The organism is Vibrio maritimus, from assembly GCF_021441885.1.
Taxonomy (GTDB): Bacteria; Pseudomonadota; Gammaproteobacteria; order Enterobacterales; family Vibrionaceae; genus Vibrio; species Vibrio maritimus_B.
In genome coordinates, this window is record NZ_CP090439.1 from 959,108 (window position 1) to 985,561 (window position 26,454).

Here is a 26,454-nt window from a genome sequence, read left to right on the forward strand (position 1 = left end):
TAACCCTTTTTTATTGAGATCTGAACGCTAACCCCATCCATGAGGCAAGTTCTCTCTATCGTCATACTCAGCACCACACACCTTACATTTGAAGTAACTGATGTGGGTTTCAGATTTATGAGTTCCTAGGAATACGCCAACGATCAGATTAAGCCATTGGGATTTAGCGCTGTTTTTTTGCTGTTTTTGAGCTTCAATCTCGGCGGGCGTGAGTCGCTGGTGTTGGGTTTTCTGGTTACAGTTACCGCAGTGTAAAGCCGTTTCAGAGTCGGACATTCCAGTTCCTTTGTTCTATGTGCTGTACTTAAACGAAATAGCACTGTTGGGGTTTGGACCTATCTTGTGGTGATGGTATATGAAACTCAAGTTATATGATGGCGTAATGTGGCGGATAGCACGTAAATGGGAGGAGGGATAAATAGAAATGTTATGTAAATCAGTGAACTATACTCGCGCCAGATAGCTAGCACGAGTATCGATATGTTGTTCAGTCTTGCTTTAACGCCATGCTGACTGCCGCATCAGCATGAATCGCAGTGGTATCGAATAGCGCGACATCGGTGTGTTGCTGTTGCACCAGTAATGCAATCTCGGTACAGCCCAAGATTACCGCTTCAGCCCCTTGCTGCTTAAGCCTAGCAATGATCTCTAGATAGACCTGTCTTGATTGGTCTTTGATCTCGCCTCGGCACAACTCTTGATAGATGATGTCGTGAACTAGGGTGCGGTCCGCTTCGTTTGGGACAACAACATCGATACCATGCTGTTCAATTAATCGGTCCTTGTAGAAAGGCTGTTCCATGGTGAAACGTGTGCCGAGAAGCCCCACCTTTATGACGCCATCGCTTTTTAGCGTTTCTGCTGTCGCATCGGCAATGTGCAAGATTGGAATAGTGATGTGCTTTTCAATGTCGGGAGCAACTTTGTGCATGGTATTAGTACAGATAAGCAGGAAATCTGCGCCACCACTTTCTACCGATGCCGCCGCTTCGCCCAAGATAGTGGCCGTCTCATCCCAGCGTCCTTGGTGTTGTAGTTTTTCTATTTCATCGAAGTTAACGCTATACAAACAGATTTTTGCTGAGTGCAGTCCACCCATCGTTTGTTTTACGCCTTCGTTAATGGATTTGTAGTAGCTGAGCGTAGACTCCCAGCTCATGCCTCCCAACAAGCCAATTGTTTTCATACCATACTTCCTGTTGTTGATTTGATGACTCTATTAAAGCGCCATCGAAGCCTGTTGGGTAGTCTCTTTTTCCTGTACTGGCATGAATTTATGTGTATTCGAGCGCAACCTATTCGGATCAGAGGTGACCCGTCTTAACATAAATCAACGCGCCGTCTTCTTTTGTGTATGGCGTATGTTTGCTTCCATGAGGGCTGCGGATCCAAGTACCTTTGGGGTAGACGCCATGTTCGTCATAGAAGGTGCCTTCGAGAACGAGGATTTCTTCACCGCCCCAATGTTGGTGAGCATTGAACTGAGTATTAGGTGCCCATTTAACGAGTGCTACGTGCTCCGCTTCAAACTCATGTAGAGGCATTACCGTTAATCCTTCGACAAGTCCTTGATACCAAGGTTGGCTATGGGTATCGATACTAAATTGCAATTGGTCTTCAGCTTTAAATTGTTGAAGCTTAACGAAGATTGTCGCGCCTTCTGGTCCTATTTTCGGAGTGTGTGCAGTACCGATTGGGTTGCGCACATATGTTCCAGCAGGGTAGTCACCATGTTCATCTGAAAACACGCCTTCAAGTACAAAGAATTCTTCCCCACCTCCATGAGTGTGAGGTGAGAATTCACTATTCGGTTGATAGCGAACTAACGAGGTTGCTCTCGCTACCTCATCGCCGATTCGGTCGAGTCTCATCCGCACAACACCTGGCATAGGAGAGTCTACCCATTGGTAATCTTCTGGGCGAATGACGACGCGTTTATCAAAGTCGGCGTTAATGAGTGTATCCATACTTAACTCTCTTAAAGTGGTGCTTGGAAAAAGTGATCTATGAGTAGTAATCATAACGGAATGATACGAAATGCGTTGTGAAAATCGATCACGGAATTTTTGCATCAACAATGTGGGAGTCGAAAGAGGCTCCGATTGGTGAAAATCAGAGCCTCTGGTCTAGTCTCGCGAATTACTTGATAGTGATGGTTTTTGTCATCCCATCTTCAGCATGCCCAGGGATATTACAGGCGAATTCTATCTCGGTTTCTCCATGGAAGTGCCAGTTGATTTGACCTGCTTTACCTGGTTTTAGATAGACCACATTACCCATATTGTGGTGGTCATGGTCTCCGGTTGGGTTCTCCATCATCTTACGATGGGCGACTTGCTCCGCAGGTGAGCCAATCACAAATTCATGGTCGTCTTTGCCAGTATTCATCACTACGAACTGAACCACATCGTTTGGCTTGATCTCCACATCACGCTTGAATGAAATCGTCATATCGTCTTTAAGAATGACGTGCACAACCTTGTCAGGTTTTGCTCCTGGTGCTGGCATGCCCACAGCTGACATTCCTTCCATGTCCATCATACTGTGATCCATTTTGCTATGATCCATTGAACCATGATCCATCGAGCTATGGTCCATTTGGTCGTGGTTCATATGGCCGTGGTCCATGTTGCCATGATCCATCTTTGAGTGATCCATGCCATCAGCCCAAACCTGAGTCGCTAATAGCGTCATAGTGAATGCAATAAGTGTCTTTTTCATGTGTCTTTCCTTGTTGTGTTGATGTCCCTCCAGCGTTTTCTGGAGGGAGTTTGTTCGTTAGTGTTGAGTTTCTTTTGATTTCCAAAGTTTGTAGATTGCAGGTAACACCAGCAGAGTCAGTAGCAGTGCAGAAGCCATCCCCCCAATCATTGGTGCGGCGATACGCTGCATCACTTCTGAACCAGTACCTGAGCCGTACATAATGGGAATAAGGCCGATGATGACGGTCAGGACAGTCATCATTACGGGGCGAACGCGCAGACCTGCGCCCTCGCGAATGGCGTCGGTTAGCATTTCTGGTGTCAATTGAGTGTTTTCTTGCTCGGCGCTGAGTTTTCTTGCGTGCCAGGCTTGGTTGAGATAAACCAGCATGATTACCCCGATCTCGACGGCGACACCCGCCAGCGCGATAAAGCCAACCCCAACGGCAATAGAGAAGTTATAGCCGAGGTAGTGCATTAGCCACAGCCCTCCGACCATTGCTAATGGTAAGGTGCCCATAATGATCATCACCTCACCAACACGGCGGAAGCTCAGGTAAAGCAGTAACATGATGATGGCGAGGGTAATCGGAATGACCACGCCAAGGCGCTGCTTGGCTCGCTCCATATATTCGTATTGACCAGACCAAGCCAATGAGTAACCAGCCGGCAGTGAAAGCTTCTCAGCAACCACTTGTTTAGCTTCTTCAACGTAAGAGCCCAAATCACGATCAGCAATATCCACAAACACCCAACCATTTGGACGCGCATTTTCGGTCTTGATCATGGGTGGACCGTCTTCATAGCGAATATCGGCGACATCAGCGAGCGCGATTCTTGCTCCATTTGGAGTTACTAGGGGCAGGTTTTGCAGCTTAACGACAGAATCTCGATAATCTTGTGGATAGCGAACATTAATAGGGTAGCGTTCAAGCCCTTCGACGGTTTCTCCAACGTTCATACCGCCAACAGCAGTAGAGATGACCTGCTGTACATCGCTAACGTTCAAGCCGTAACGAGCAGCGGCGAGGCGTTTGATATCGATGGTTACGTAGCGACCACCGGCAACACGCTCGGCATAGACTGATACCGTGCCTTGAATGTCATTTAGGATAGGTTCAAGGTCTGAACCTATTTGCTCAATGACGCTTAAGTCCGGCCCGGCAATTTTAATACCAATCGGTGTCTTGATGCCCGTCGCGAGCATGTCGATTCGAGTTTTAATCGGCATCACCCAGGCGTTAGTGAGTCCAGGGAACTGTACCAAATCATCAAACTCTTTTCGCAATGACTCCGTCGTCACCCCTTCACGCCACTCACTTCGAGGTTTGAGCTGAATGGTGGTCTCTATCATGGTCAGTGGTGCAGGATCGGTAGCGGTTTCTGCGCGTCCAATTTTGCCCCAGACGCTTTTCACTTCAGGTACCGTTTTAATCAGCTTATTGGTTTGCTGAAGTAATTCACGCGCCTTACCAATCGAGATACCAGGGTAGGTCGTTGGCATGTACATGAGATCGCCTTCATCTAATGGCGGTATAAACTCACTGCCCAATTTTGAGGTAGGGTAGTAGGCGGATGCCATTAACCCGAGTGCGATGATGATCATGCTCTTTGGATAACGCAGACTTAAGCTCAGCATTGGTCTGTACAGACCAATAAGCGCTTTGTTCACTGGGTTTTTATGTTCAGGTAATACCTTGCCACGAATGAAGTAGCCCATGAGCACGGGGACCAGAGTAATCGCCAAACCCGCGGCTGCTGCCATGGCGTAGGTCTTGGTGAAAGCCAATGGCGAAAACATCTTGCCCTCTTGCCCTTGAAGGGCAAAAACTGGGACAAAGCTGAGCGTGATGATGAGCAATGAGAAAAATAACGGTGCCCCCACCTCTTCTGCCGCTTTGCCGATGACTTGCCAGCGGTTTTTGTCGGTGAGTGGTGTTTTCTCGATGTGCTTATGCACGTTTTCGATCATAACGATAGCCCCATCCACCATCGCGCCTATAGCAATCGCAATGCCACCAAGGGACATGATGTTGGCGTTGATACCTTGCCAATGCATGACGATGAACGCTGCCAATATGCCCACAGGCAAACTGATCGCGATAACGATTGAGGAGCGAATGTGAAACAGGAACAGCGCACACACCACCGCGACAACGATGAACTCTTCTGCCAGTTTCTTCCAAAGGTTGTCGACGGCATCATTGATCAGTGTTGAGCGGTCATAAGTTGGAACAATCTCGACGCCTTCAGGCAGACCTCGTTGTAACTCGTCCAACTTAGTTTTGACGTTGTCGATCACTTCACTAGCATTTTCTCCAAAGCGCATGACGATAACGCCACCCACCGCTTCGCCTTCCCCATTAAACTCAGAGATACCACGGCGCATCTGAGGTCCGAGGTTGATGTCCGCAATGTCACCCAGCAGTAGAGGTGTGCCCTTGCCGGTTACTTTTAGTGGCAGTGCCTTGATATCATCGATGCTTGTTAGATATCCGGTAGTTCTCACCATGTGTTCAGCTTCGGCAACTTCAATGACCGATGCACCTGTTTCTTGGTTACCGTTTTTGATGGCTTGGTTGACTTGCTGAAGCGTTAAGTCGTAGGCACGAAGTTTGGCGGGATCGATCTGCACTTGGTATTGTTTGACCATGCCACCGACGGTCGCTACCTCAGAAACCCCTTCGACGGTTTGTAGCTCATATTTGAGGAACCAGTCTTGAATGCTGCGCAGCTCGGCAAGATCATGCTGACCTGTTTTGTCCTGTAGGACATAGCTGTAGATCCAACCAACACCCGTCGCATCGGGACCAAGGGTCGGTTTGGCTTGAGACGGTAACTTAGGCGCGACTTGACTCAAGTACTCAAGCACACGTGAGCGAGCCCAATACATGTCGGTATCATCGTTAAAGATGATGTAAACGTAGGAGTCACCAAAAAACGAATAGCCGCGAACGGTTTCTGCACCGGGTACGGCAAGCATGGCAGTCGTCAACGGGTAAGTCACCTGATCTTCGACCACTTGAGGCGCTTGCCCTGGATAACTGGTTTTGATGATTACCTGTACGTCAGAGAGGTCAGGTATGGCGTCTACAGGCGTGTTCTTGACGCTGTAAAGACCAGCAAGCGTTAGGAAACACGTCGCGACCAACACTAAGAATCGGTTGTTGATAGACCAACGGATGATGGCACCAATCATGGTTGAACCTCCCCATGCTTGAGCTCTGAAAGAATAAAATCACTGCCTTGTTTTTTTATTAAGAAGCGAGCGCTATCGCCTTCAGAAAAACCGCTTAGATCGATGCTGCCGTCGGTAGAGAAGTTCATCTCACCTTGCTCCCACTGCCAATCAGGAACGGCGCTGTGCTGGATTGTGATCATGCCAAAGTCGGCCATGAGCATTGTTATTTCGCCATCCACCCATACTTCACTTGGCATGGCGTTTTCAGCTTGTTTAATCTCGGTAACGACGTATTGTCCTTGCGGTGTTTTTTCCATCTCGAAGTCAATCTGTTGACCTGATGATAGAGTGGACATGTCCACGGAAGTGTCGATAGTGAAGTCCATGACCATACCTGGCCAACTCCATTCTGGAACGGGCTGATGGTTGATGGTTAGCATAGAGTGTCCCGGCATCACCTTGGTGATCTCCCCGCTCGCCCAAACAGACTCCGCTGGTGGTTCAACTCCATTTATCCTCGATAGGTCAGCACTTTGGCTCGATTCTGAGTCGAGCATAAACTGTGCTGATGTGACAACAACATCGTCAAGACTAAGCCCTTGAATCACTTCAATTCGGTCACTCGCTTCACGACCGACGTCAATGCGCGCAGAGCGGTATTTGCCTTCCCCCTCAGAGAGCACGACACGTGTCATGCCACCTGAACGGATGACCGCTGAACGCGGAATGGTCAATACGGCTTCTTCCGTCTTAGGTTCCAGAGCAATGTTGGCGAACATGTTTGGTTTGAGCTGAAAGTCTGGGTTAGTAAACTTGAGCCTAACTCTCAGTGTTCGAGTTGCAGGGTCTAGGATCGGATAGACATAATCGACAGCGCCGTGCCACTCTTTGCCTGGGATTGCGTCAAGCGTCATTACCGCTTCGCTGCCTGCTTTGATCCATTCAGCTTGTCTTTCAAAGACTTCGGCATCGACCCAAACTTCGTCGATAGGACCAGCACTGATGACTGATTGAGCTGGTGACAGATAGCCACCTTCACGGACGTTAAGCGTTGCGACAACACCATTGCCAAAGGCTTTGACATCAACGGTTTGTGATGCTTTGCCCTGTTTCACTATCTGACGGATTTGCTGTTTGTCGACGCCTAGTGTGATAAGACGCTCCGTTGCTCCCTTGATAAGCGAGTTGCGTTTCGTGCGGTAGGCATTGAGTAGTTCTTCTTGCGCTTTTACCAGTTCAGGAGAGTAGAGTTTGAACAATACGTCACCTTTGCTCACTCGCTCACCTACAGAGTTGATGTAGAGTTTTTCTACCCAGCCAGAGACGCGTACATTGGTTTGCCACAGGCGGCTCTCGTCAAATGCGATGTATCCGACGGTTTCAATACGCGGTGAGAGCTTTTCCTGTTTAACAGACTCCGTTTTGACTCCAAGGTTGTTCTCGACTGATGGATCGATTTTCACTGTACCTGGCTTGTCGTTACCGCCATTTAGGTCATCGGCATAAACGGGAATCAAGTCCATGCCCATGGGTGACTTGCCAGGCTGGTCTCGTTTGTAATTTGGATCCATTGGCGCGACCCAATAGAGTGGCTCGTTGCTGTCTGCAGCAGAACCCGCTGTATCACCATTTCCCATAGAGCTCATTGAATGGCTCGAAAGGTATTGGTTCCCGACATATCCAAGACCTGCACCAACGGCGAGTGCCAACAGAGCGACATTTAGTGTTTTCATTAGTTGTTTCCCTTTGAATTATTGTTGTTTCGTTGTTGGCTTTGAAAGCACAGGCGCTTCGGCGTGGTAATTAAAACCACCAAGAAAATAGGCTAAGTTGCTGTTAACAATGTTGAGGTCAGTCTCAAGACGTAGCGCTTCAATCTCGATAGCAAGCTCATCGCTTGCCGCGGTGATGACATCGCTAAACTGAGCGGTATTGTTTTCATAGCCTCTTTCTACTGCCTGAGTCCGAGCTTTAGCCTGGGGAAGCAAGCTTTGTTGATAACGTTCAAAACGTTCACTAAGGTTTTGTTTATCCATTAAAAGAGCGTTTACTTTGGCATTCATCTGGCTCAGTAGGGCATCTTTACTGGATTTGGAAGCAACAACTTGATACTCCGCCGCAGAATGGTTTTTATCTTGTCGATTACCCGTGAATAAAGGGATGTCCATAGTGACGTAGGCACTTAATAGATCGGGGGCAGGTGCGCCGCGCATATTGGGAGCCTGGCGATGGGCGTACATGGCCTCAACCCCGAATTGCGGCTTGTACGCTTCTTCTGCGATGGATACCTGAGTCTCGCTCGCTGCGATTTGCACATCTGCAATGCGTGCCATGGGGTGCTGATTCAACAGTTGAAAGTAATTTGCTCGCTGCTGATTGCTAAGTTGCTGCTCAAGGCGCTGCCAGTCTGCTGAAACGTCAGCAGTTAAGCTTGGTTGGTTGGCTAACCATTCTGCGCCTAGCCATTCTGAGAGCTGCGATACAATGCGGTTTTGCATCTGGCGGTTCGCATGCAGCTTTTCATCCAGCTTACCGACTTGAAGTTGCGTACGAATCAGATCTTGAGACTCACTGTTGCCAATGGCGTAGTTGGTTTGAATGAATCGCTCCATTTCGACCATCAAGGTTCGATTTTCAAGCAGCACTCGCTCAGATTGTTGTTGGAAGCCTAACTCTAGCCATAATTGAGTGATGCTATTGGCAATGTCTAGCTCGCGTACTTCAACTTGAAAACCAATGCCATCGGCTTGTTGTTGGGCCTTCTTGTTTTGCAGATCGAGCGTTGAGCCGCGCCCAAATTGTTGCATTAGACCCACAGAAATATTGGTCATAGGATCTTCATCAAACCGAAAACTATCGGTAGGTAAACCGCCCACACCGACCTTAATTGTCGGGTCTTTGAGTGTTGAACTGGCGATGCCTGTGTCACGCATCGCCTGAGACTGAGCGTGGTACTGCGTACGATTTGCATCATTAGCAATCGCCATGTTTATTAGGGTTTCAAGCGACAAAGCATCAGAAACGCTCTGTTCACTCGCGTGCTGTTTAGTCCCAGCGCCACTCACAGCATGAGTAGCGGGGACAACAAATAAGATCGCACTTACAGCCAGTGCAACCGAATGGATTGTTGTTTTCACGATCATTTCCAAACTACGAGCCCGAAAAACAGGCACGACAAACATTCCCCAACAAATGCTGGGCGTAATTACGTTGTGAAATGATTAAACCGAGGGTGGGCGCTCGAGATGCTCGATGCGTTGTACTGGATGTTCAAAGGGATCAACAGCACGTTTAGAGAAACGCGAGAGGCTTTCTCCTGGCGTGATGAAAGACCAAGTGAAACCAAGGGTCATTCCGCATAAGGTTGTACAGCAGTTTAATGCGGAGTCTGACTCTGCATCAGAGCATTGCTGTTGATTCGACAAGTCAGTTTGCGCGGATTCTCCGTGGTGCATGTGATGAGCCGATGAGGGCTGGTGAGTCATGCCACAGGGAGACAGAGGGTCTATGTCACCATTGCTCATGCCCATTGCCGGATAGCTTGAAACAAACGTTGCAATAACGAGTGCTGTCAAACTCAGCAATGTGATCCATGTTTTGTTGGCAATGATGGTGCGCATAACAAACCTTTCTAGCAGAATATAGTAACTATAAAGGTTACCCCTAGGGTAAAGTCAAGAAAGCATGTAGGCAAGTGAACGCTATTTCGACAAATGAGAAATTAATCTCTCTCTTCTGAGATCCAAAATTTCATCTATCAGTTTCTCTTTCGCATTAATACCAAAATGCTCGGCATAGTTTTGTACTTTAGATATCTGGTCTTTATCGAGTTGGTAGACATCTCGTTTAAGTCTCTGGCGAGCTTCGCTTTTAATGCAGCCTTGCTGCTGAAGCAGGCGAACAATGGTTGCATCTGTGGGGTGTTTAAGCTGGTTCATTTTGTATTCTTTGAATCAGAACATTAAAAAGGATGTTGTTGTAAGGTTGAGAGGCAAGATAAACAGGAACTGTGACAGCTTTATTGCAACTAGGCGCACTGGTTGGCACTTTTTGAGAGAGGCAATAGTGCCAAAATCGAAGGTTTTGCTTCGATCATCCATCGCCATTCTTGTTCTAAATTTGGAAGGCTTATTTTAAAAAAGAAAATAACAACCTGAATAGTTACAAATCTTGTGTGAAATCAGCCGCAATTAAGTGTCTTTTTAGGCAGATTATCTGATGGCTCCCCCTCTGAGTGTTAACATATTTTTAACTGGCAATTATCTATTGAACATCATATGAGTTGATTGATATCGATGTTCTTAAAAGACAGTACCCTACTAGAAAAGGTAAAAATATGTTTAGGATGAACAAGATAGCGACCTCTTTGGTCTGCATTGTGTTAAGTGGGCAGTTACTCGCTGCAGAACCGTACGATGCAACTCAATCTTATGCAGGTGGGACACAGGTCACAGTGGATGGGGCTATTTATGAAGCGAAATGGTGGGTCGGAGTAGGACAAAGTCCAACCGATACTTACGCTAATGAGTGGGACTCGCCATGGAAACTGGTCAGCGGGACTGCGCCAGACCCAACGCCGGATCCGAATCCAGACCCTACACCGGACCCAACTCCTGATCCTACGCCAGACCCAAGCCCAGATCCTGGACCTTCTGACGGTGTATGTGCCGACTTCAACGTCTATCCAAATTGGACCCAAGGTGACCACGCGAACGCGGGTGACATCATGGTAAATGACAACTCTGCTTATAAAGCTAACTGGTGGACATCGTCTTTGCCGGGTAGTGATGGCAGTTGGACTCTCCATGTTGCCTGTGATGACGCTGGCTCAGGTGGCGGTTCTGGAGCGGCAGTATCCTTGCCAAACCCTCTAGACCCCGTTCGCTTAGAGGTGAGTGGATGGCCAAATCATTTTGTAGTCGCAAGTCCTGCGACATTAGAGGCACCATCACACACAATGGTGACTGGTGTAGATAGTCAGTCATTGGCAGATACGACAGCACTTACCAATGCCTTTGTCACTTTGATTAACGAGGCGAGTTCAGCGGGTTCCACTTCCATCATCATTAGCAGCGATCTTCTCGACGTAGCAAGTGCAGACAAAGGTCAAGCACTTGGTGTCATCGCAGTTAAAGAGGCATTGACCGCAGCGGTAAGTTCGACCTCGAGCCAAATCGATGTCAACGACATCAACTCACTTACTGATGATGCACAGGGTCTGGCTCAGGCTCATAATCTCGTCCTCTCATCGCTAGCCCCGCAAGCAACCTTCGGTTGGACATTAACTATTGGTGACTTTGCTTACAATACTTATTCTGGCAAGCGAGCAGTATGGAACGCCGCTTCTTCTGAATCAGCAGATCTACTTTCAAGTTTTGCCCTTTACCAAGCTGACTCACAGAATAAAGCCGATTTTATTGCCTTTACTAAATCAGCCGCGACACCTGCTCTGAGTGATGAGCAGTGGCACTATGCGCTGGAATACGTTAAACAGGTTTCTGATCATATTAAGACGCCAGCGCTATTGTCTCAGTTGCCAACGGCTCAAGCTGCCACCTATTTTATGGGAGCGACGACAGCGAGCAGTCAACTTCGAAAAGCGGCACACAGCAATGTATTTGCTATCTTGTTTGACTCTGAAACAGTTGAGTTAACCAATAAGATCGAAGCCTACAACACGGCGACCGTGCCTCTTTATTACGTAGGCGAGAGTATCACCAACGGACCGCTTACTCGTATTGCCTCACTGAATAGCGAGCTAACGAGTGCAGAGAATGCAATGAACAACCAAGCGTTCTTGTATGAAGTCTCTCAGGGCAATTGGGCACCTTCAACAGTTTATAAATGGGCGGACTTCCTGGCGGGTCTAAACTCGATGCACAATGTAGGTGTGGCAGGGAACACGTTCTGGTTGATTGATGACACTGCAGACGATGCGACCAATGCCATCTATGCGAAAGTCGCGATTGCGGCATTCTTATCGCAGAGTATGCAAGAGACCATTCGTTACAACGCATGTGATGAAAACAACTGGTCAGAAGTACGATACGGCGCGCCAGTTAACTACCCAATGACGGCAAGTTGTGGACAGCTAGGTCAAAAATACGCGGACTATGGTATGGACCCAGTGACAGGTGTTGATCACCCTTATTCTTGTCCTCGAGATCCTAAGATGGAAGTCAGTGCGCTGACCAATGCGAAATGGTACGGGGCTCCAGCACCTATTTTTGCGGCTCCAGACTCGGTGCTCGCAGAAAAAGGCTTATTGGTGAATGGCAACGTTGGTCGCTGGACTAATGATGGTCACTGTATGGAAGTACCTGCAACAGTTGATGGCTCAAAGCAAGTTTGGGAGCGAGCGGACTGTAAAGTTTACGAAGGTCAAAAGGCAGGTAAGTTCATTTGGGATGGCAGCGATACTACTGGAACGGTTGAAGGCTGTGGTTGGTGGGGACGTGGTGTTATTCAAACCACTGGTCGCCAAAACTTCGGTACGCTCAACCACTTTATGGGGCGCTCTCATGTGGATCCAGAGACCGTCGGTACGACAGTCAATGGTGTTGTCGTGGAAGCGCCGCCGGCAAACCCTCTCTATGCTGACCTTGATTTCTGTTCAAACCCTGGCTTGATCTGTAGTTCAGAGGAGAATCGTGAAATCAAATGGATAGCAGGTCTGTTCTACTGGGTTTCTTCAGTACAAACCTACAATGATGAAGGTGGTCCTTATGCGGCTTGGAACTATCATACTGAGCTGAAGAAATACGTGGATGGCGGACTGCAAGGCACTGAGTTTATTGATGCAGTGTCAGGTATTGTTAACCGCGGTTGCCCAGATAGCACGTGTCCTGTGAGCGGTGAGGTACACGCAGTGAAAGAGCGACAAGATAACTTTAAGCTTGTATTGCAAACGCTGGGGCTAAATCCACAATAACGAATCAGTAGCTATATTCGTAAAGCGAAAAGGCTTCCACACTAGGGTTTGCTAGCGGGAAGCCTTTTTACATGATGTTATTCGTGGTTTAGAACCTAGTTTTATTGCGACTCGCACTATAAACGGGTGAGTAGTAGACATTGCAACAGTATTGGCATTGGTACTTTTTGGTGTACTTATGGGTGAAATACTTCTCTAACAGGGTCTTTTGGGCAGGCAAGTAACCGTTTTTCTTATGGCATATTGGGCACTGCTTCATCGCGTTTGTAGGCATTGGTTTGTCGCTCTCTAGCAAGGCAGTGGAGTACTAAACTCCGCGTCGTTTTCGAGAAGAGCTGCCTTCCTAGAGGTGCAAACTGATTATTTGAGGACTCCGCTAGTGCATGTTATGCACCCGGCTACGCTAATGCACGCTCTAAGAAGACAGGTTTGGTTAACATTATGAAGCGCGCGCACATTCTAATTTATGCGTACCAACTTTACTTAATACCATTTGCCAGACACTTAAATGTCGACATCTAAATGCTCCTGCACAACTGAGTAAATAATATTTCCACATGCGATAGAACATATTACTCTGTTCTAGTGAACCAGAATTATAGGCTTTATCGAAATTTTTATACCAAGCGACAAGCGTTTTATCGTAGTCTTCACCAATATTGTGTAGGTCTTCTAAATTAAACATCGGCTCCATGGCGGAACTAAGCTGACAAAGTGATGGGATTTCGCCATTAGGAAAAATGTATTTATTGATCCAAGGGTCAGTTGTTGTCGTTGTTTCAAATGAACCAATATTGTGTAGTAAGAACAAACCATCTTCTTTCATGAATGTGTTGGCGACCTTAAAAAACTCTCGATAGTTCTTGGCACCGACGTGTTCAATCATTCCAACGGAGACGACACGGTCATAAGTTTCTTTAGGTTGGTATTCGCGATAATCCTGAAGGATGAAATTGACATCCAACCCTTTGCTTTCGGCGATCACTTGACCTGCTTTTGCTTGCTCTTTCGATAGCGTTAGACCATCACAAATAACGCCATATTTCTCAGCCGCATAGTTCATTAAACTACCCCAGCCACAGCCGATATCGAGCACCCTCATACCTGGATCAAGACCGATTTTACGGCAGATCAGATCCAGCTTTTTTTCCTGAGCTTCATCGAGTGTAGATGCGTCTTTCCAATACGCACAAGTATACGTCATGCGCTTGTCTAGCATAGCTTCATAGAGATCATTTCCGATATCGTAATGAAAGCTAATGTCTTTTTTGCTTTGGCAAATACTTTGAGGGTTAAACAACTTCTTCACTTTTGCTTTGCCAATCTTGCTACCCAAAGCAAGCTTCAATCCTGTACTTAACTTGCTCTCAAGGTCATTCGACATTACTCGAGAAATCATCTCCGCAATATCTTGGCATTCCCACCATCCTTCCATGTAGGTTTCACCCAATCCCAGCGACCCATCGCAGATGACTCGGTCAAACATTTTTTCGTCCTTGACCTTAATATCCCACGGACGATCGCCATTTAGACAGATATCCGCAGAGCTTAAGAGTTTTTCAAAAATACGATATTCATTCAGTGCCATTACACTACTCCTCGGTGACTACTGACCGACAATATGCATTCATTGTTATATATTTTTTGTTTGTCGGTTTGAGTAAAAGTTAGCAATTAGAAATAAAGCGCTCACTGATGTGAGAATGAATACGCTAATATGCTAACTTTTATGGCGTGAGTCTAATATTTGTAATGTGGCTATAAAATCAATTTTTGTTTAACTGTTGTTTTACCGAGTTTAACATCAAGTATTGTTTTTAAATTCTAATAAAATCCTTTACTGTCATTATTTTTAAAATTAGTCTTCTTAAACATTCCAATAGATTATATCGAATAGATGAGCTCTTTATTGCCGTTAGAAACGGCTATTTACTTTGTTTCTAACAACATACAGGAGTATTCATTGAAATTGCTGAAGATGTAAAAGCAGAGGAGAGTGAGATGTTCGAACAGTTACAAGACGCATTGGATGAGTTTGAGCAGCAGCGTGAAGTATTAGAATCATTACAGCTCAAACTCTTAGAGCGAAGCTGCGAGCTTGACCATGCCCATACCAAAATTCAATCTTTAGAGCGTAAGCTCGCGAGATCAGAAGTAGATCCAGCAGAAACGGACCACAAGCTGAGTGAACAACTGAAGCAGTTAAAGATAAAAATTTCCAATCTTGAAGAAGAAGTGAAGTCGTTAAAAGGAGGCAGTAACCCTAAGAAGCTTAAAGAGCAGATAGCGCGATTGAAGGAAAAGAATAAGGCATTAACCAAAGGAAACGGGCTGCTTAAGATTCAGAGTCAGGACTATCGCAAGGAAATGAATGGACTGAGAAGAGATCTTAAAAACCAGCTCATCACGCGAACGCAGCTGGCTATGACTCATGCTTACACCGATAGTGGACATGAGCTCTGGATGATTCCAACAAAATTAGGTATTGATAGGGGGAAAGGGGTAGAGCGTATTATTGCCTTGCTGCACTTAGCACCGAACGGAATTGGTTACCTAGTGACAGTAATGAATGGAGAGATCAACTTAGACGAAGAAGTGGCGGGACGCGGCTTGCCAGCAATGCCAAAGCGCATGTATGCACATGCCGAGAAGTGGTTATCGAAAGTGGAGTCTCAACACTACAATGTAACTGAGCAAGACCTGATGACAATTGGAGGTTTCACAGATTTGGATGGAGATCGCTAAGTTGTTCCCATTAAGGGGCATAGAGACGAGAAAAGGCCACGATCGTGGCCTTTTTGTTAGGTTTGTTCGGCAGAACGGTGACTAATCGCTTTTCGAGAACATAGGGGGAACTCTAGCCGAACAAAATTCTTAAAATTAGTGTTTGTGGATCTGCTTCATTGCTGTCGCAACTTTGTCTACTTTGCCCACTCCAACAATAACCTGTACCGTAGTTTCGCCCATTACAACCACACCAGCAGCCCCCAGTTTTTTCAGTTCATCGCTGTTTACTGCTTTGGAATCTTTCAATTGAAGGCGCAGACGAGTGATGCAGTTGTCGATGGAAACAATATTGTCATCGCCACCAAGGAACTTGATGTACTGTGCTGCGAGTTGTTCGTCACTTGATTCATTTTCTTCACCCATAACTTCGCCGCGGCCCAATGTTTTTAGATTGAACTTAGCGATTGCAAAGCGGAAAACAAAGTAATAAACCACTGCAAAAACAGCACCTTGTACTATAAGCATATACCATTGTGTTGCAAGTGGATTACGCGTGCCTAGGACAAAGTCGACGAAGCCAGCAGAGAAGCCAAATCCTGACATCCAACCCATCTGCGCTGCAAACCATAAACTGATACCAGTAAGTACCGCGTGAATCAGGTAAAGAGCAGGTGCAAGGAACATAAACGAGAACTCTAGCGGCTCTGTGATCCCGGTAAAGAACGAGGCAGCGCCTGCTGCAAGCATGACAGAAAAGACTTTAGAGCGGTTGACTTTGTCAGCCGAGTGATAGATTGCAAGTGCGGCAGCAGGCAGACCGAACATCATGATCGGGAAGAAACCTGCCTGATACATACCTGTGACTCCAGGTGTTGCAGTACCATTGGCGATTGACTGAGCGCCACCAAGGAAATTTGGAATATCGTTGATTCCTACAACATCAAACCAAAATACCGGGTACAAAGCGTGGTGCATACCGACAGATAAGAATAGACGGTTAAGGAAGCCAAATAGGCCTGCACCAACCGGTCCCATGCCTTGTAACGTTGTGCCAAGTTTGAGTAAACCAGCAAACACTGGCGGCCAAACTGCCATTAGAACAAACGCGAGTACCATGCCTGCTAGAGAGGTCAGGATAGGAACAAGACGCTTACCCGAAAAGAAAGCCAGGAACTTGGGAAGCTCGACATGTGAGGTACGGTTGTATATCTCTGCTGAGATAATACCAACCACAATGCCTACAAATTGGTTTGCTACTTTATCAAAAGCCATGTTGACATCCTCTACAGGAATGCCTTTAAGCTGTGCAATTACACCTTTACCTAGCAACGTGGTAACGACAAGCCACATGATGAAACCTGATAGCGCTGCAGAGCCGTTTTTGCCTTTGGATAAACCAAACGCTACACCAACCGCAAAGATCACAGCCATGTTGTCGATGATCGCAGCACCTGACTTTATTAAGAACGCAGCAAGAACGCTGTTTGCCCCCCAACCCGTTGGGTCAAGCCAATAACCGATACCCATGAGTATCGCAGCCGCTGGTAGTGTGGCGACTGGAACCATGAGTGATTTACCCACATTTTGTAAATACCCTAGCATTGTATTCATCTCCGATAGATAGCCTTAAATTTCGAACGAATCCTACGCCTTTAAATTTGCGTCGCAAAATAACTATGTTGTGATTGTGGGTTTTGTCACTTTTATAAATAAAAAAGTTAATATGGGGTCGTTAGTTATTGAATTTAAATTATGTATACAATACCATTTATAGTGTTAGATAATGATGTGAATTTAATTTCACCTATTTTTCTTCGATAACCCCCCCCAATCGCTAATCTAGCTAAACATCAGTCAGTAATTATTTATCTTCTCCCTTTCAAAGACTAAATATTACTTATTAACGTTTAGCTTGTCTGAACGAGGGTTGATTTTGTTTTGATATTAATTCATAACACTTAAATTTATAATTATTACTATTAGAGATTAGGTAGAGAAATCGAGTTCGGCGTTTTGAGCGATGCTGTACTCGTTTTTGATGGGGCGAATATAGGTATTACCTCAGTGATTGTTAAGCTAACTCGCGTTATGCCTTTTGCCCCATCCTCCTAAGATTGCCACTATTTTCCTAGCGAAAGCTATCTTCTATAAAGGAAGTCATTATGGGATATAAAAATATTATGGTTGCAGTTGGTTTTGATAACCAAGCACAAGCTTTGCTCCAAAAAGCTGAATCTGTAGCCAGCCATTACCCAGGTGCGACACTAAGTATTATTCATGTCGATATGAATGTGGCTGAGTTCTATCAAGGCGCTGTTGGTCTTGATCTGAAAGCCTATGATAGCACTGACCATCAAGAGTCGGTGCATGAGATGAAGCACCTTATCGAGACTATGAGCATGCCGATCAGTAAGCATTTGCTTTATGCAGGTAGTGTAGAAAATGAAATCGTCGCTGCGATTGAAACCAATGATATTGACTTACTGATTATGGGTCATCATAGAACGAATGCATTTACCCAAATGTTCTCTGAGACAGAGTCACTGGTACGTATGATGCCGTGTGACGTGATGTTGGTTAGGTTAGACAAATAGTCAATTAATCAGAACGCACTGTTAAATATATCAAGACATATAATAGGGCGTATTGTGTTAATATGAATATATTGACTGTCGTGAGACATGCAGGGCAAAATCAGAAATAAAAACTAATTGAATTGGCCGACCCTCAAAGTGTTACTTGTATTTCATTTGTCTCTAAAAAAGACATGGAAGATTAGTCATCCAAGGAGATTTATTTCTACGGATTAAAACGTAGTGTTGAGAATATAGGTTGAGGGCGGCCACTTTTAATTGCCAACCAGTCTTACTCTTGCAAATTAAAGGTTGGTATATGTATAGTTTTTACTAATGGTGCTGAAAACCCAATCATAAAAATATGCGGCAATGGACACCCTGTCGGTTTTGCTGACGTTTCCGACAGGTGCCGCATTCTTCTTATTTATTTTCTTCTTGCTAATTAATTTTCTTCACATAGTTCGTGTAAATCTATACCTTTATTTTTTCTAGGCTAAATCTTATTATTTTATTACCGAGTAAGACATTAAATCTTCGTGTGTGAGTTGGTTTTGTTTGAACTGTACTCGGTAGCAACGGCCAGTGGAGTTTTTGTTTCTTTCTCCATCTGGTCGTTGTTTTATCTAACGTGATATCAACTTAGCGAGTAAGCTATCGAAACTGACTCACTGCTTTGTTGGCTTTAGTGCGAATATCTAGGCTGAGTTTTGAAGCAAGATCCTTCGAGACTCCCATAGATTCAAAATAGCTCGGAGTTAAAAGACTCTGCATGTCGTGATGTGAGACCAAGGCTTGTGTGAGTTTTTCACTGTCACCTTGTTGATTCTGCATGAACCACTCATAAAAGGTGGCTTTGTGGTTGATTTCCATGTCGTATTTGTTGATGAATCTGCGGATCATTTCTAATGCTTCGTCAATGTCGCATGTTTTGATGGAAGAGGTGAGAGACCACTCTATGTCACCATCCTGATGCTCCGTTAACCCCATGAGTGGACTGGAATCGATCGTGTAGTCATAGCTATGCTCTTCAAAGCGTTCACAGTATTTCTGAAACTCAACAAAGTCTGTAGAGAGTTCTGATGCCAAGGTTTCTTTTCCAATATATCTAGCGATATAAATGAGACGATCAAGGTTTATTCCATGAGCAGTTGAGCAGCGACTGTTGTTTGCAAAGTGCATGATGGTTGAAATACCGCTATTAAAAGTCAAACGGTGGGATTCAACAAAAAAGTTAAATCCATACTCGTTGATGATCGTTGTAATTTCAGGGCTTCGATTACATACCTTGCTGTATACTCCCCACTTATAGTGCAGTAATTTGGCTCTTTCTTTAATCTCTTCGAATGTGTTCATAGTGGTTTCTCCAAATAAGAAAAAACCGCCATTAGGCGGCTCAAGGTTTAGAGTTTGATTGCCATCGCTTCGTGCTCAGAAACGCCCATGGCATCGAGTCGGTCTTCTTCTAAAATGTGCTCTGCAGCACGCGCAATTTTCAGTGAACGAATGAGCATGTCACCGCAGTATTTTGGATTACAAAAAATTGCATCATATGAGGTGTGGGGTATATGAAGTGCTGACTCATAGGCGTTCATGTAGTCATTAATCAATCCAAGCAATGTTTCAATGGGCAAGTAAACACTCTCAAGTAAGTCAGAGTGCTCTTGGTTGATAGCGTGCTTCATATCGATGTGGGCAATTCGCCCTTCAGCAAAAGACATCAGGGTTTCTGAGCAAACAGACGCGATATGCTGACAGCGCTGGTCGAGGCGTTCACCTAATTCATGATGTCCCGACTGTCTTGCAAGGAATACAAGTTGCTCGAGATCTTGTGACTCTTTTTTAGGGCTAGTGTCGGTTAATTTGAATAACGAGCTCAGTATGTCTTTGAGAAAAAGATTCTGGGTAGTTGAGAAAAAATTGATACCGCTGTTGGCAAGTAGTTCCGTGGTTGGTTCATCGACGGCAAACACGTCTCTAAAGGTAATCCACATAAAGTTAGCGTGTAGCACTTCGGTTTTTAGTTTTTTATAGATATCCAATGGATGCCTCCAGTGACGGATGATATATAGCTAGATTGTGAAGTTTGAGGGGAGTAAGCCGCCTTGAAAGGCGGCTTGTATGAACGTGACGTCAATGGGTTGTCGTTACTTACTTAACGTGCATATTGGCAACGTACTCGTCTTCAGCCCAGTACATGCGCTCTGCTACCATGGCCCCTGGGTTGAGCTCGACGTCACGCAGTACACGCTCTTTAAAACGCATGTAGCCTCCCTTGTCGATTAGGTGGCCCATGTGGAGGTATTTCGGGACCCCTTTCAGCATCTCTTTTTCGAACTCAAACAGGTTTTCAAGTACTTGATGAAGAACATCTTCAGTTACCCAGTTGAGGAAAACTTTGCCGACACGAGGTGTCTTCTTAGAGGTGCGTCCCCCAAGCTTAACCATATAGAGTTGTTTGGGATCTCGCTGCCAAGCAAGTGTTGGACAGGCAAGTACACACTCGCCGCAACCGATGCATTTACTCTCTTCTTTCACCGCCTTTCCATTCTCAATCGATAAACAATTGACCGCGTGATGAGAGCAAGCGCTGACACAAGCACCGCAGCCAATACAGCGCTCTGGCGTAAAGTTAATTTTGGCGATACCTAGAATGCCGAAGTCTGACATATTCGCTTTAGCGCAATCGTTAGGGCATCCTGCAGTGACGATTTTTAGGTGGTACTTGTTTGGGTAGACATGATGCTCTAGTCGCTGTGCTAACCCTGTTGTATCTGTGTTGGCTTTTTGGCAGATTTGACTGCCCTGACATGCGACGATATTACGTCCACCAATGCTCTGGTAGCCCGCTTCTAGATCCTCAACCTCAACGCCACAAATATCCTGAGTAATGTCTTTGATAAAAGGCTTGAGGGCTTTATTGACCTTGGGAATATCTTGATAGCGAATACCTGGCATTGCGAGTTTTTGACGGGTTGTTAGGTGAATGATGCCGTTCCCGTATTTCTCTGCGATTTCTTGTGCCGTTGAGAGTAAGTAGGCGGGCATAATGCCGCCCGGTATACGAACACTGATCATGCATTCGCCGCGCACTTTCGAAAGACGATAGTCTGCGTCTGCCCGCATTTTGATGATATCTACATCCAAACTCATAGTTTTCTCCTAGTCGACCATTGATTTCGCTTCGTCATATCGAAATACCGGTCCATCAATACACACGTAGTTTTTACCAATGCGACAATGACCACATTTACCCACTGCACAAGCCATCCTGCGTTCATAATCGACCCAGATTTGCTCTTCGCGCAAACCAAGTTCAAGGAAGGCTTGAACGACGAATTTGATCATGATTGGCGGTCCAACTACGATGAGCTGTACGTCTTGCATATCGGTTAGGTCTAGGGAGTCGATATATTTGGTGACAAGACCAGTTTGATAGAAGGGGTTACTTGACTCTTCATCGAGTGTGCAGGTGAGGTTGATCGCTTTGTCCCAATCTTTCATCTCATCTTTATAAAGCACAGCTTGATCATTTTTGTAGCCAACGACGACGTCCATGGCTTTGACAAGTTGACGATTCTCACTGAAATGGTTAATTAACCCCTTAACAGGCGCCACCCCAGTGCCACCGGCAAGTACTATTAAGTGCTTATCGTGGTACTTATCCATAGGGTAGCCGTTACCATGAACGCCTCGCATCCAGACTTCGTCACCTTCCTTTAGTTTGAATAACTCATCGGTGACCTTACCGACTTTACGGATTAACAAATCAATATAACCATCGCCATAGTCGGAAACGGAGATAGGTGCTTCGCCAAACAAAGGTAGGGAGACTTCAACGAATTGACCGAAATGGACATCAAAGTCGCATTCCACACGAAAGTTCCACTCAAGCTCAGTGTGCTTAATGATTTCAAGAATTTCGTACGGGTGGGGGATAAGTCTATTTTCACAGTTACACATTCGCAGCTTCTTCTTTTAGAGTAAGTTCAACTTGGTCAGCCATCTTGTTAATGATGTTGCTGAATGAGATGTAGTGTGGACATCGATCGTCGCATCGACCGCAACCGACGCACATATGGTGTTCACCCTGCCTTGCTTTAAAATCATTGACCTTGTGAAGTGCTCGATAACGAAGTCGTTCACCCGTTTTATCTCGGAAACTGTGGCCGCCAGCCATGTCGGTAAAGTTACCCGTCATGCAGCTTGCGTGTTGGCGTCGACGCTCGCCAACGCGGTATTCTTTGTTGTGTACTACGTCAAACACGCTGTAGCAGCTGCATGTAGGGCAAGATGTAGTGCAGCGACCACATCCAATGCAACGGCTGTCGTACTCATCCCATACTGAGTGATTGGTTAGAATGGTTCTTACTTTTAGTGGGTCACTGCATACTTGATCCGGCGTTCTTACCTTGACGTGATTTTCAGTGACAAATTGAGTCGTGTGTTGAGACTTTGTGCCGATATCAGCAAAGTAGTGCTCAAGTTGCTGATCTTTGATACACAGGTCAGCGCCTTTTTCCGTTAGGCGAACAGAGGCTGAGAAATTGTCGGTGGTGTTGGTTCCCATCGATACACAAAAGCAATTCTCGAAGCTAGACTCACACTCAATAAGCACGAGCTTGAGCTTCTCTCGAAGACGCTTGTAATAGAAGTCTGCGTTGCCTCCATTGTTGAGAAACATGTGGTCTAGGCTTTTGAGCGCATTGATGTCGCAAGCGCGAAGAAACAGAAGGACAGGTCTAGCGTCTATATCGGATTCACGCAGTTCGTTAGCGTTAAACCAGAATAGAGTCTCTGTTATTGGAAATACGACCTCTTTGGGGGAAAAGTGCGACTTCTCTTTCCAAACGATGTCGTCAGCTTTATGTATTTCGTCGTAGATAAGGTTGTCGGTGTGAGCGAAACGTCCGCCCATGCGCTCGTAGACGGGCGCCATGATCCTGTAGGACTCTCGGATAGTTGATATGACTTGCTCAAACTCGTCATGGTTTAGGAATTTAGACATGCTCTGCCTCAGTTTTTTTTATATAGAATCTTTTTAACTCTCCATCGAATACATCTCGTTGTGAGAACCACTCAATGGAATAGGAAAGCTTCACAACGTCGCCAATAACGATAACTGCAGGCATTGGAGGTTTGCAGGTTGCGACGATATCGACTAACTCACCCAACTCACAGGTAATAACGCACTGGTTATGACGGGTCCCATTACTGATGATGGCGACAGGAGTTTGTTGGTCGAGCCCATATCGGATGAGATTGTTGGCAATATTCTCAGCCTTGTGAAGACCCATATAGAAGACGAGGGTGTGGCCGATGCTCGCAAGGCTTTCCCAGTTTATGTGGTCCGAATCATGTTGGTCGCGTCCTGTCACTATCGTCATACCACTTGAGACACCGCGGTGGGTTACTGGGATTCCTGCATAATCACAACAGCCAATCGCCGCCGTGATGCCAGGGACTACTTCATAGGGCACATTAGCGTTAGCCAGTGCAATCGCTTCCTCACCACCACGACCGAAGACAAACGGGTCTCCACCTTTTAATCGACATACCGATTTACCAAGCTTTGCGTGCTTGATAATCTCTTTATTTATCTCTTCTTGGAGGTGGCATTTGGAATCAAATATTTTTCCGACATATATGATTTCCGCATGCCTTGGAATAAATTGCATGACTTCATCAGAGACCAAGTTGTCGTAAATAACCACGTCTGAGCGGGCCAAAATTCGACACGCTTTGACTGTCATCAGTTCTGGATCGCCTAATCCTGCACCTACTAGGTAAACGTGTCCTTTGCGACCATATATAGATTCAATTGTCATGGTTTTACTTTAAATAACCGTAATAAACTTATGGTAATTGATTGATGAGGAATGAAAAATCAACTTACTTTTAACTGCTGTTAGACTTGGCTGAACAAAAAAACGCCTCGATGTAGGCGGTTTTTTATTACATTTTTTTCTTCTTACATTTGACTATTAGGTAAATAACAGCGGCACCGATAATCCATATGATTGCGTCTGTTTGCTCTTTACTAAGTGTCATTACGAAGCCTTTTGACTGTGTGGTAATTGACTTGGAGTGTGTTCACATGAAGGAAACGGAGCTATTTGCTGAGATATATCGAGTCCATTCTCAAAACCATTCATAAAGCGATCATAGAGCTCTATGCTGTTAGGTTGCTGCTCAATATAGATGCCTATAATTCGCCCTATGTCGATGACATCGAGATTGAGCTGCTTTTTTCTATGGTGCAGGTAAGTGCCTGTCAGGTGGTCTAATAGGTCTTTAGTGTTCATAGTACCCCTTAATTAAATCGATGATTTTCTTTTTTGACGCTTTACTACCATCGATAAAGTAGCTGCGGCGTTTGCCTTTCTTTGTTACTTGTACCAAGTGCGTTTGATATCGGTGTTCTGTGCCATCGTGAGTCATGCACTGGGTGTCAAATCGTTTCAGGTTCTCTTTGATGGTTGATTCGTCGTTTATTTCTTTGGTGTCCCGCGTGTTATCGCGAGTCTCTGAGGAGCTTGCTGATAGTAAGTTTTGTTGACACACATTTTCTAAACAGATTTCGCTGATCATAAGCGTCTTCGGAGCCTTAGGTTGAAAGAATGGTAGGCTTCTGTGCATGGATAACTGGAGGACAAGTTCACTCGAGGTGTTATTGCATAATTGCCCTGTATTGAGATTAGACTGCCTAGCTTCAAACTTAATGAGCTCGATTACAGTTGAATAGGAATGGACAATATCTGGCTGTTTGAATGTACAATTGTGGCGGTTGAAATATTGAACGAGGTAGTGCTGGCATGATGCATTGTTCAGTTCGATATTAGAGAGAATTTTATCTAAGGGCCGATACTGAGACTTATAAATTGAGTAGAAACCTAGACACATCATGATGAGTAGCACCGTGGAGAATAATTCAAGATAGATAACCAACTGCGCCACCTCTGAAAAGCTAACAACACTCGAGTAGTGTTAAAGTGTTTTTATGTCTAAGGCTGTTGTATGGTGCCCAATGTCGCTAATGCTATGATGGCGACCAGCAGCAATATCAAGGTGATATTAACCTTTTTTTGATCGGATATACGCCTCCACCAATCCGCACGTCGTTTGCGTAGTCGATAACGGCGGTAGTTCATGAATCCTCCGAGATACCTATCTTTTTAGTCTGCCTCACGCATTTCTTATTTTGCTCACGGCTTTTTTGAAGTGATTCAGCCATTTCTTTATTGACTACACTTGGTTCGGTCTCTTCAAGAATATCTGCAATCATATCTAGAACGACTTGAACTGATATCATAGTGTCTTGTTGCTGATAGGGTTTCATTAAATAATCTTTAATACCTAAGTCAATGTGGTAATTATATCTTAGTTGTACTGAAATTTGGTTTCTAATTGTTTATCGTGCGTAAAACTCAACTTTACATTATTTATCTTGTATTGCCTGCCTAATTGCAGGCGTTTCTGTAATATTAATGAACAACGGAAAGTAGATATTGAATGGTTTGATAAAACAATCCCAAGACAGTTGAATTATTCTCGATAGAAGTAAGTTAAACGACTGTTGCTTGGGATTTAATACTTTGAAGTATTGAGGCTATTGCATTGAGTATACTAATACTTGTCTCAAGCAAGCCTTTTTTTCACCATTGGTCGTGGTAGTCGATACGATTCTTGACTCAACTGAGTATTTTAAATTACCAGAGCTAATCATAGTATTTAGGGTACGGTTAACTGACTTTTGATATTCCCGGTCCAGATAATGTTGAGAGTTCAAGAAAAATGCGATTGCCATTGAGCTCATTCTCTGCGTTCGGTTATTAATAGTTTTTGTCGAAAGAAGTTTCTCTATTTTCTCTTTACGCTTGGTGTTATTCATGTCGATTAAGGCTTCTCAATGTATGTAGTTCAATTTATCTGTTCAACATCTTAAACAGTGCTTCTATGAGGGACTATGATGCTTTTCTTAGAAAGGGTTCGGTTAGTTCAATCCAGTTTCCCATCAGTGCCATCAGTTGGCGCTGATGGTCGACAGGTAAATCGTTTACCAGTGCGTTTACTCTAAGAATCATTGATTCCTGAACATCTCCGTCACTTGCCAGATAGAACAGATCATTTGGAGTAACACGCATAACCTTAGCAAGCCGGTATATCTGGTCTGCCTTCGGTTGGGAAGTCCCTGTCAGCCAACTTTGCACTGTACGTCGGGTCACGCTCATTGCGTCTGCAATCTGTTCACAAGACAGGCGTCTCTGTTGCTTAAGTGTTCTTAGTCTCACATTGAACTGTTCGTATTTCATATTCAGGCTCTAAATCGAAGTTGTTTAT

General features: G+C 45.1%; 24 protein-coding genes. 3 read left to right on the plus strand and 21 right to left on the minus strand.

Features of this window, described 5'->3' with window-relative positions; genetic code table 11:
• Positions 1-27 precede the first annotated feature (27 nt).
• From LY387_RS20710 to LY387_RS20750, 9 genes are all read right to left on the minus strand, one after another.
• Positions 28-276 (minus strand): hypothetical protein, encoded by a 249-nt coding sequence (locus LY387_RS20710; protein WP_042469641.1) that lies wholly within the window; start codon positions 274-276, stop codon positions 28-30.
• Between the two features lie 211 nt (positions 277-487).
• Complete coding sequence (locus LY387_RS20715; RefSeq protein ID WP_234497748.1) at positions 488-1,186, minus strand: aspartate/glutamate racemase family protein; 699 nt, start codon at positions 1,184-1,186, stop codon at positions 488-490.
• 118 nt (positions 1,187-1,304) lie between these two features.
• The gene (locus tag LY387_RS20720; RefSeq protein WP_234497749.1) at positions 1,305-1,967 is read right to left on the minus strand and encodes a cupin domain-containing protein; all 663 of its coding nucleotides are present in this window, start codon (positions 1,965-1,967) and stop codon (positions 1,305-1,307) included.
• 172 nt (positions 1,968-2,139) lie between these two features.
• On the minus strand, positions 2,140-2,721 hold the full coding sequence (gene copI, locus LY387_RS20725; RefSeq protein ID WP_234497750.1) for a copper-resistant cuproprotein CopI: 582 nt from the start codon (positions 2,719-2,721) through the stop codon (positions 2,140-2,142).
• A 57-nt stretch (positions 2,722-2,778) separates the two neighbouring features.
• Positions 2,779-5,901: an efflux RND transporter permease subunit gene (locus tag LY387_RS20730; protein ID WP_234497751.1), complete on the minus strand. Its 3,123-nt coding sequence runs from the start codon at positions 5,899-5,901 to the stop codon at positions 2,779-2,781.
• Positions 5,898-7,616 (minus strand): efflux RND transporter periplasmic adaptor subunit, encoded by a 1,719-nt coding sequence (locus LY387_RS20735; RefSeq protein ID WP_234497752.1) that lies wholly within the window; start codon positions 7,614-7,616, stop codon positions 5,898-5,900. Before LY387_RS20735 ends, LY387_RS20730 begins: the two co-directional genes overlap by 4 nt.
• An 18-nt stretch (positions 7,617-7,634) precedes the next feature.
• The gene (locus LY387_RS20740) at positions 7,635-9,026 is read right to left on the minus strand and encodes a TolC family protein (RefSeq protein WP_419153465.1); all 1,392 of its coding nucleotides are present in this window, start codon (positions 9,024-9,026) and stop codon (positions 7,635-7,637) included.
• Between the two features lie 78 nt (positions 9,027-9,104).
• On the minus strand, positions 9,105-9,503 hold the full coding sequence (locus LY387_RS20745) for a hypothetical protein (protein WP_234497754.1): 399 nt from the start codon (positions 9,501-9,503) through the stop codon (positions 9,105-9,107).
• Between the two features lie 81 nt (positions 9,504-9,584).
• Positions 9,585-9,821 (minus strand): hypothetical protein, encoded by a 237-nt coding sequence (locus tag LY387_RS20750; RefSeq protein ID WP_234497755.1) that lies wholly within the window; start codon positions 9,819-9,821, stop codon positions 9,585-9,587.
• Between the two features lie 398 nt (positions 9,822-10,219).
• Here LY387_RS20750 and LY387_RS20755 point away from each other — a divergent pair, with 398 nt between their 5' ends.
• Positions 10,220-12,814: a cellulose-binding domain-containing protein gene (locus tag LY387_RS20755; RefSeq protein ID WP_234497756.1), complete on the plus strand. Its 2,595-nt coding sequence runs from the start codon at positions 10,220-10,222 to the stop codon at positions 12,812-12,814.
• 439 nt (positions 12,815-13,253) lie between these two features.
• Here the strand turns inward: LY387_RS20755 and cfa are convergent, their stop codons facing one another.
• Positions 13,254-14,396, minus strand: a complete 1,143-nt coding sequence (cfa, locus tag LY387_RS20760) for a cyclopropane fatty acyl phospholipid synthase (protein WP_234497801.1) — start codon at positions 14,394-14,396, stop codon at positions 13,254-13,256.
• A 419-nt stretch (positions 14,397-14,815) separates the two neighbouring features.
• Between cfa and LY387_RS20765 the strand changes: the two genes are divergently transcribed.
• Entirely contained in the window at positions 14,816-15,559 is a 744-nt protein-coding gene (locus LY387_RS20765) for a hypothetical protein (protein ID WP_234497758.1), read from the plus strand.
• A gap of 135 nt (positions 15,560-15,694) precedes the next feature.
• On the opposite strand, the gene nagE is transcribed toward LY387_RS20765, so the two are convergent.
• Entirely contained in the window at positions 15,695-17,152 is a 1,458-nt protein-coding gene (gene nagE, locus LY387_RS20770; protein WP_234497760.1) for an N-acetylglucosamine-specific PTS transporter subunit IIBC, read from the minus strand.
• Positions 17,153-17,703: 551 nt separating this feature from the next.
• Between nagE and LY387_RS20775 the strand changes: the two genes are divergently transcribed.
• Positions 17,704-18,135, plus strand: a complete 432-nt coding sequence (locus LY387_RS20775; protein WP_234497762.1) for a universal stress protein — start codon at positions 17,704-17,706, stop codon at positions 18,133-18,135.
• Positions 18,136-18,768: 633 nt separating this feature from the next.
• Here LY387_RS20775 and LY387_RS20780 read toward each other — a convergent pair.
• The 10 genes from LY387_RS20780 to LY387_RS20825 form a co-directional block, all read right to left on the minus strand.
• The gene (locus tag LY387_RS20780) at positions 18,769-19,470 is read right to left on the minus strand and encodes a hypothetical protein (RefSeq protein WP_234497764.1); all 702 of its coding nucleotides are present in this window, start codon (positions 19,468-19,470) and stop codon (positions 18,769-18,771) included.
• 47 nt (positions 19,471-19,517) lie between these two features.
• Complete coding sequence (locus tag LY387_RS20785; protein WP_234497765.1) at positions 19,518-20,156, minus strand: hypothetical protein; 639 nt, start codon at positions 20,154-20,156, stop codon at positions 19,518-19,520.
• Positions 20,157-20,265: 109 nt separating this feature from the next.
• Complete coding sequence (gene asrC / locus LY387_RS20790) at positions 20,266-21,267, minus strand: sulfite reductase subunit C (protein ID WP_234497766.1); 1,002 nt, start codon at positions 21,265-21,267, stop codon at positions 20,266-20,268.
• Positions 21,268-21,276: 9 nt separating this feature from the next.
• Positions 21,277-22,077, minus strand: coding sequence for an anaerobic sulfite reductase subunit AsrB (asrB, locus tag LY387_RS20795; RefSeq protein ID WP_234497767.1), 801 nt, complete (start codon positions 22,075-22,077; stop codon positions 21,277-21,279).
• Positions 22,070-23,122 (minus strand): anaerobic sulfite reductase subunit AsrA, encoded by a 1,053-nt coding sequence (gene asrA, locus LY387_RS20800; RefSeq protein ID WP_234497768.1) that lies wholly within the window; start codon positions 23,120-23,122, stop codon positions 22,070-22,072. The genes asrB and asrA overlap by 8 nt, the downstream gene beginning before the upstream one ends.
• Positions 23,115-23,942 (minus strand): uroporphyrinogen-III C-methyltransferase, encoded by an 828-nt coding sequence (gene cobA, locus LY387_RS20805; protein ID WP_234497769.1) that lies wholly within the window; start codon positions 23,940-23,942, stop codon positions 23,115-23,117. Before cobA ends, asrA begins: the two co-directional genes overlap by 8 nt.
• A gap of 222 nt (positions 23,943-24,164) precedes the next feature.
• On the minus strand, positions 24,165-24,419 hold the full coding sequence (locus LY387_RS20810) for a hypothetical protein (protein ID WP_234497770.1): 255 nt from the start codon (positions 24,417-24,419) through the stop codon (positions 24,165-24,167).
• Complete coding sequence (locus LY387_RS20815; RefSeq protein ID WP_234497771.1) at positions 24,409-24,705, minus strand: hypothetical protein; 297 nt, start codon at positions 24,703-24,705, stop codon at positions 24,409-24,411. The genes LY387_RS20810 and LY387_RS20815 overlap by 11 nt, the downstream gene beginning before the upstream one ends.
• Positions 24,706-25,261: 556 nt before the next feature.
• Positions 25,262-25,453, minus strand: a complete 192-nt coding sequence (locus LY387_RS20820; RefSeq protein WP_234497772.1) for a hypothetical protein — start codon at positions 25,451-25,453, stop codon at positions 25,262-25,264.
• Positions 25,454-26,078: 625 nt separating this feature from the next.
• Complete coding sequence (locus tag LY387_RS20825; protein WP_042469667.1) at positions 26,079-26,426, minus strand: helix-turn-helix transcriptional regulator; 348 nt, start codon at positions 26,424-26,426, stop codon at positions 26,079-26,081.
• Positions 26,427-26,454 lie beyond the last annotated feature (28 nt).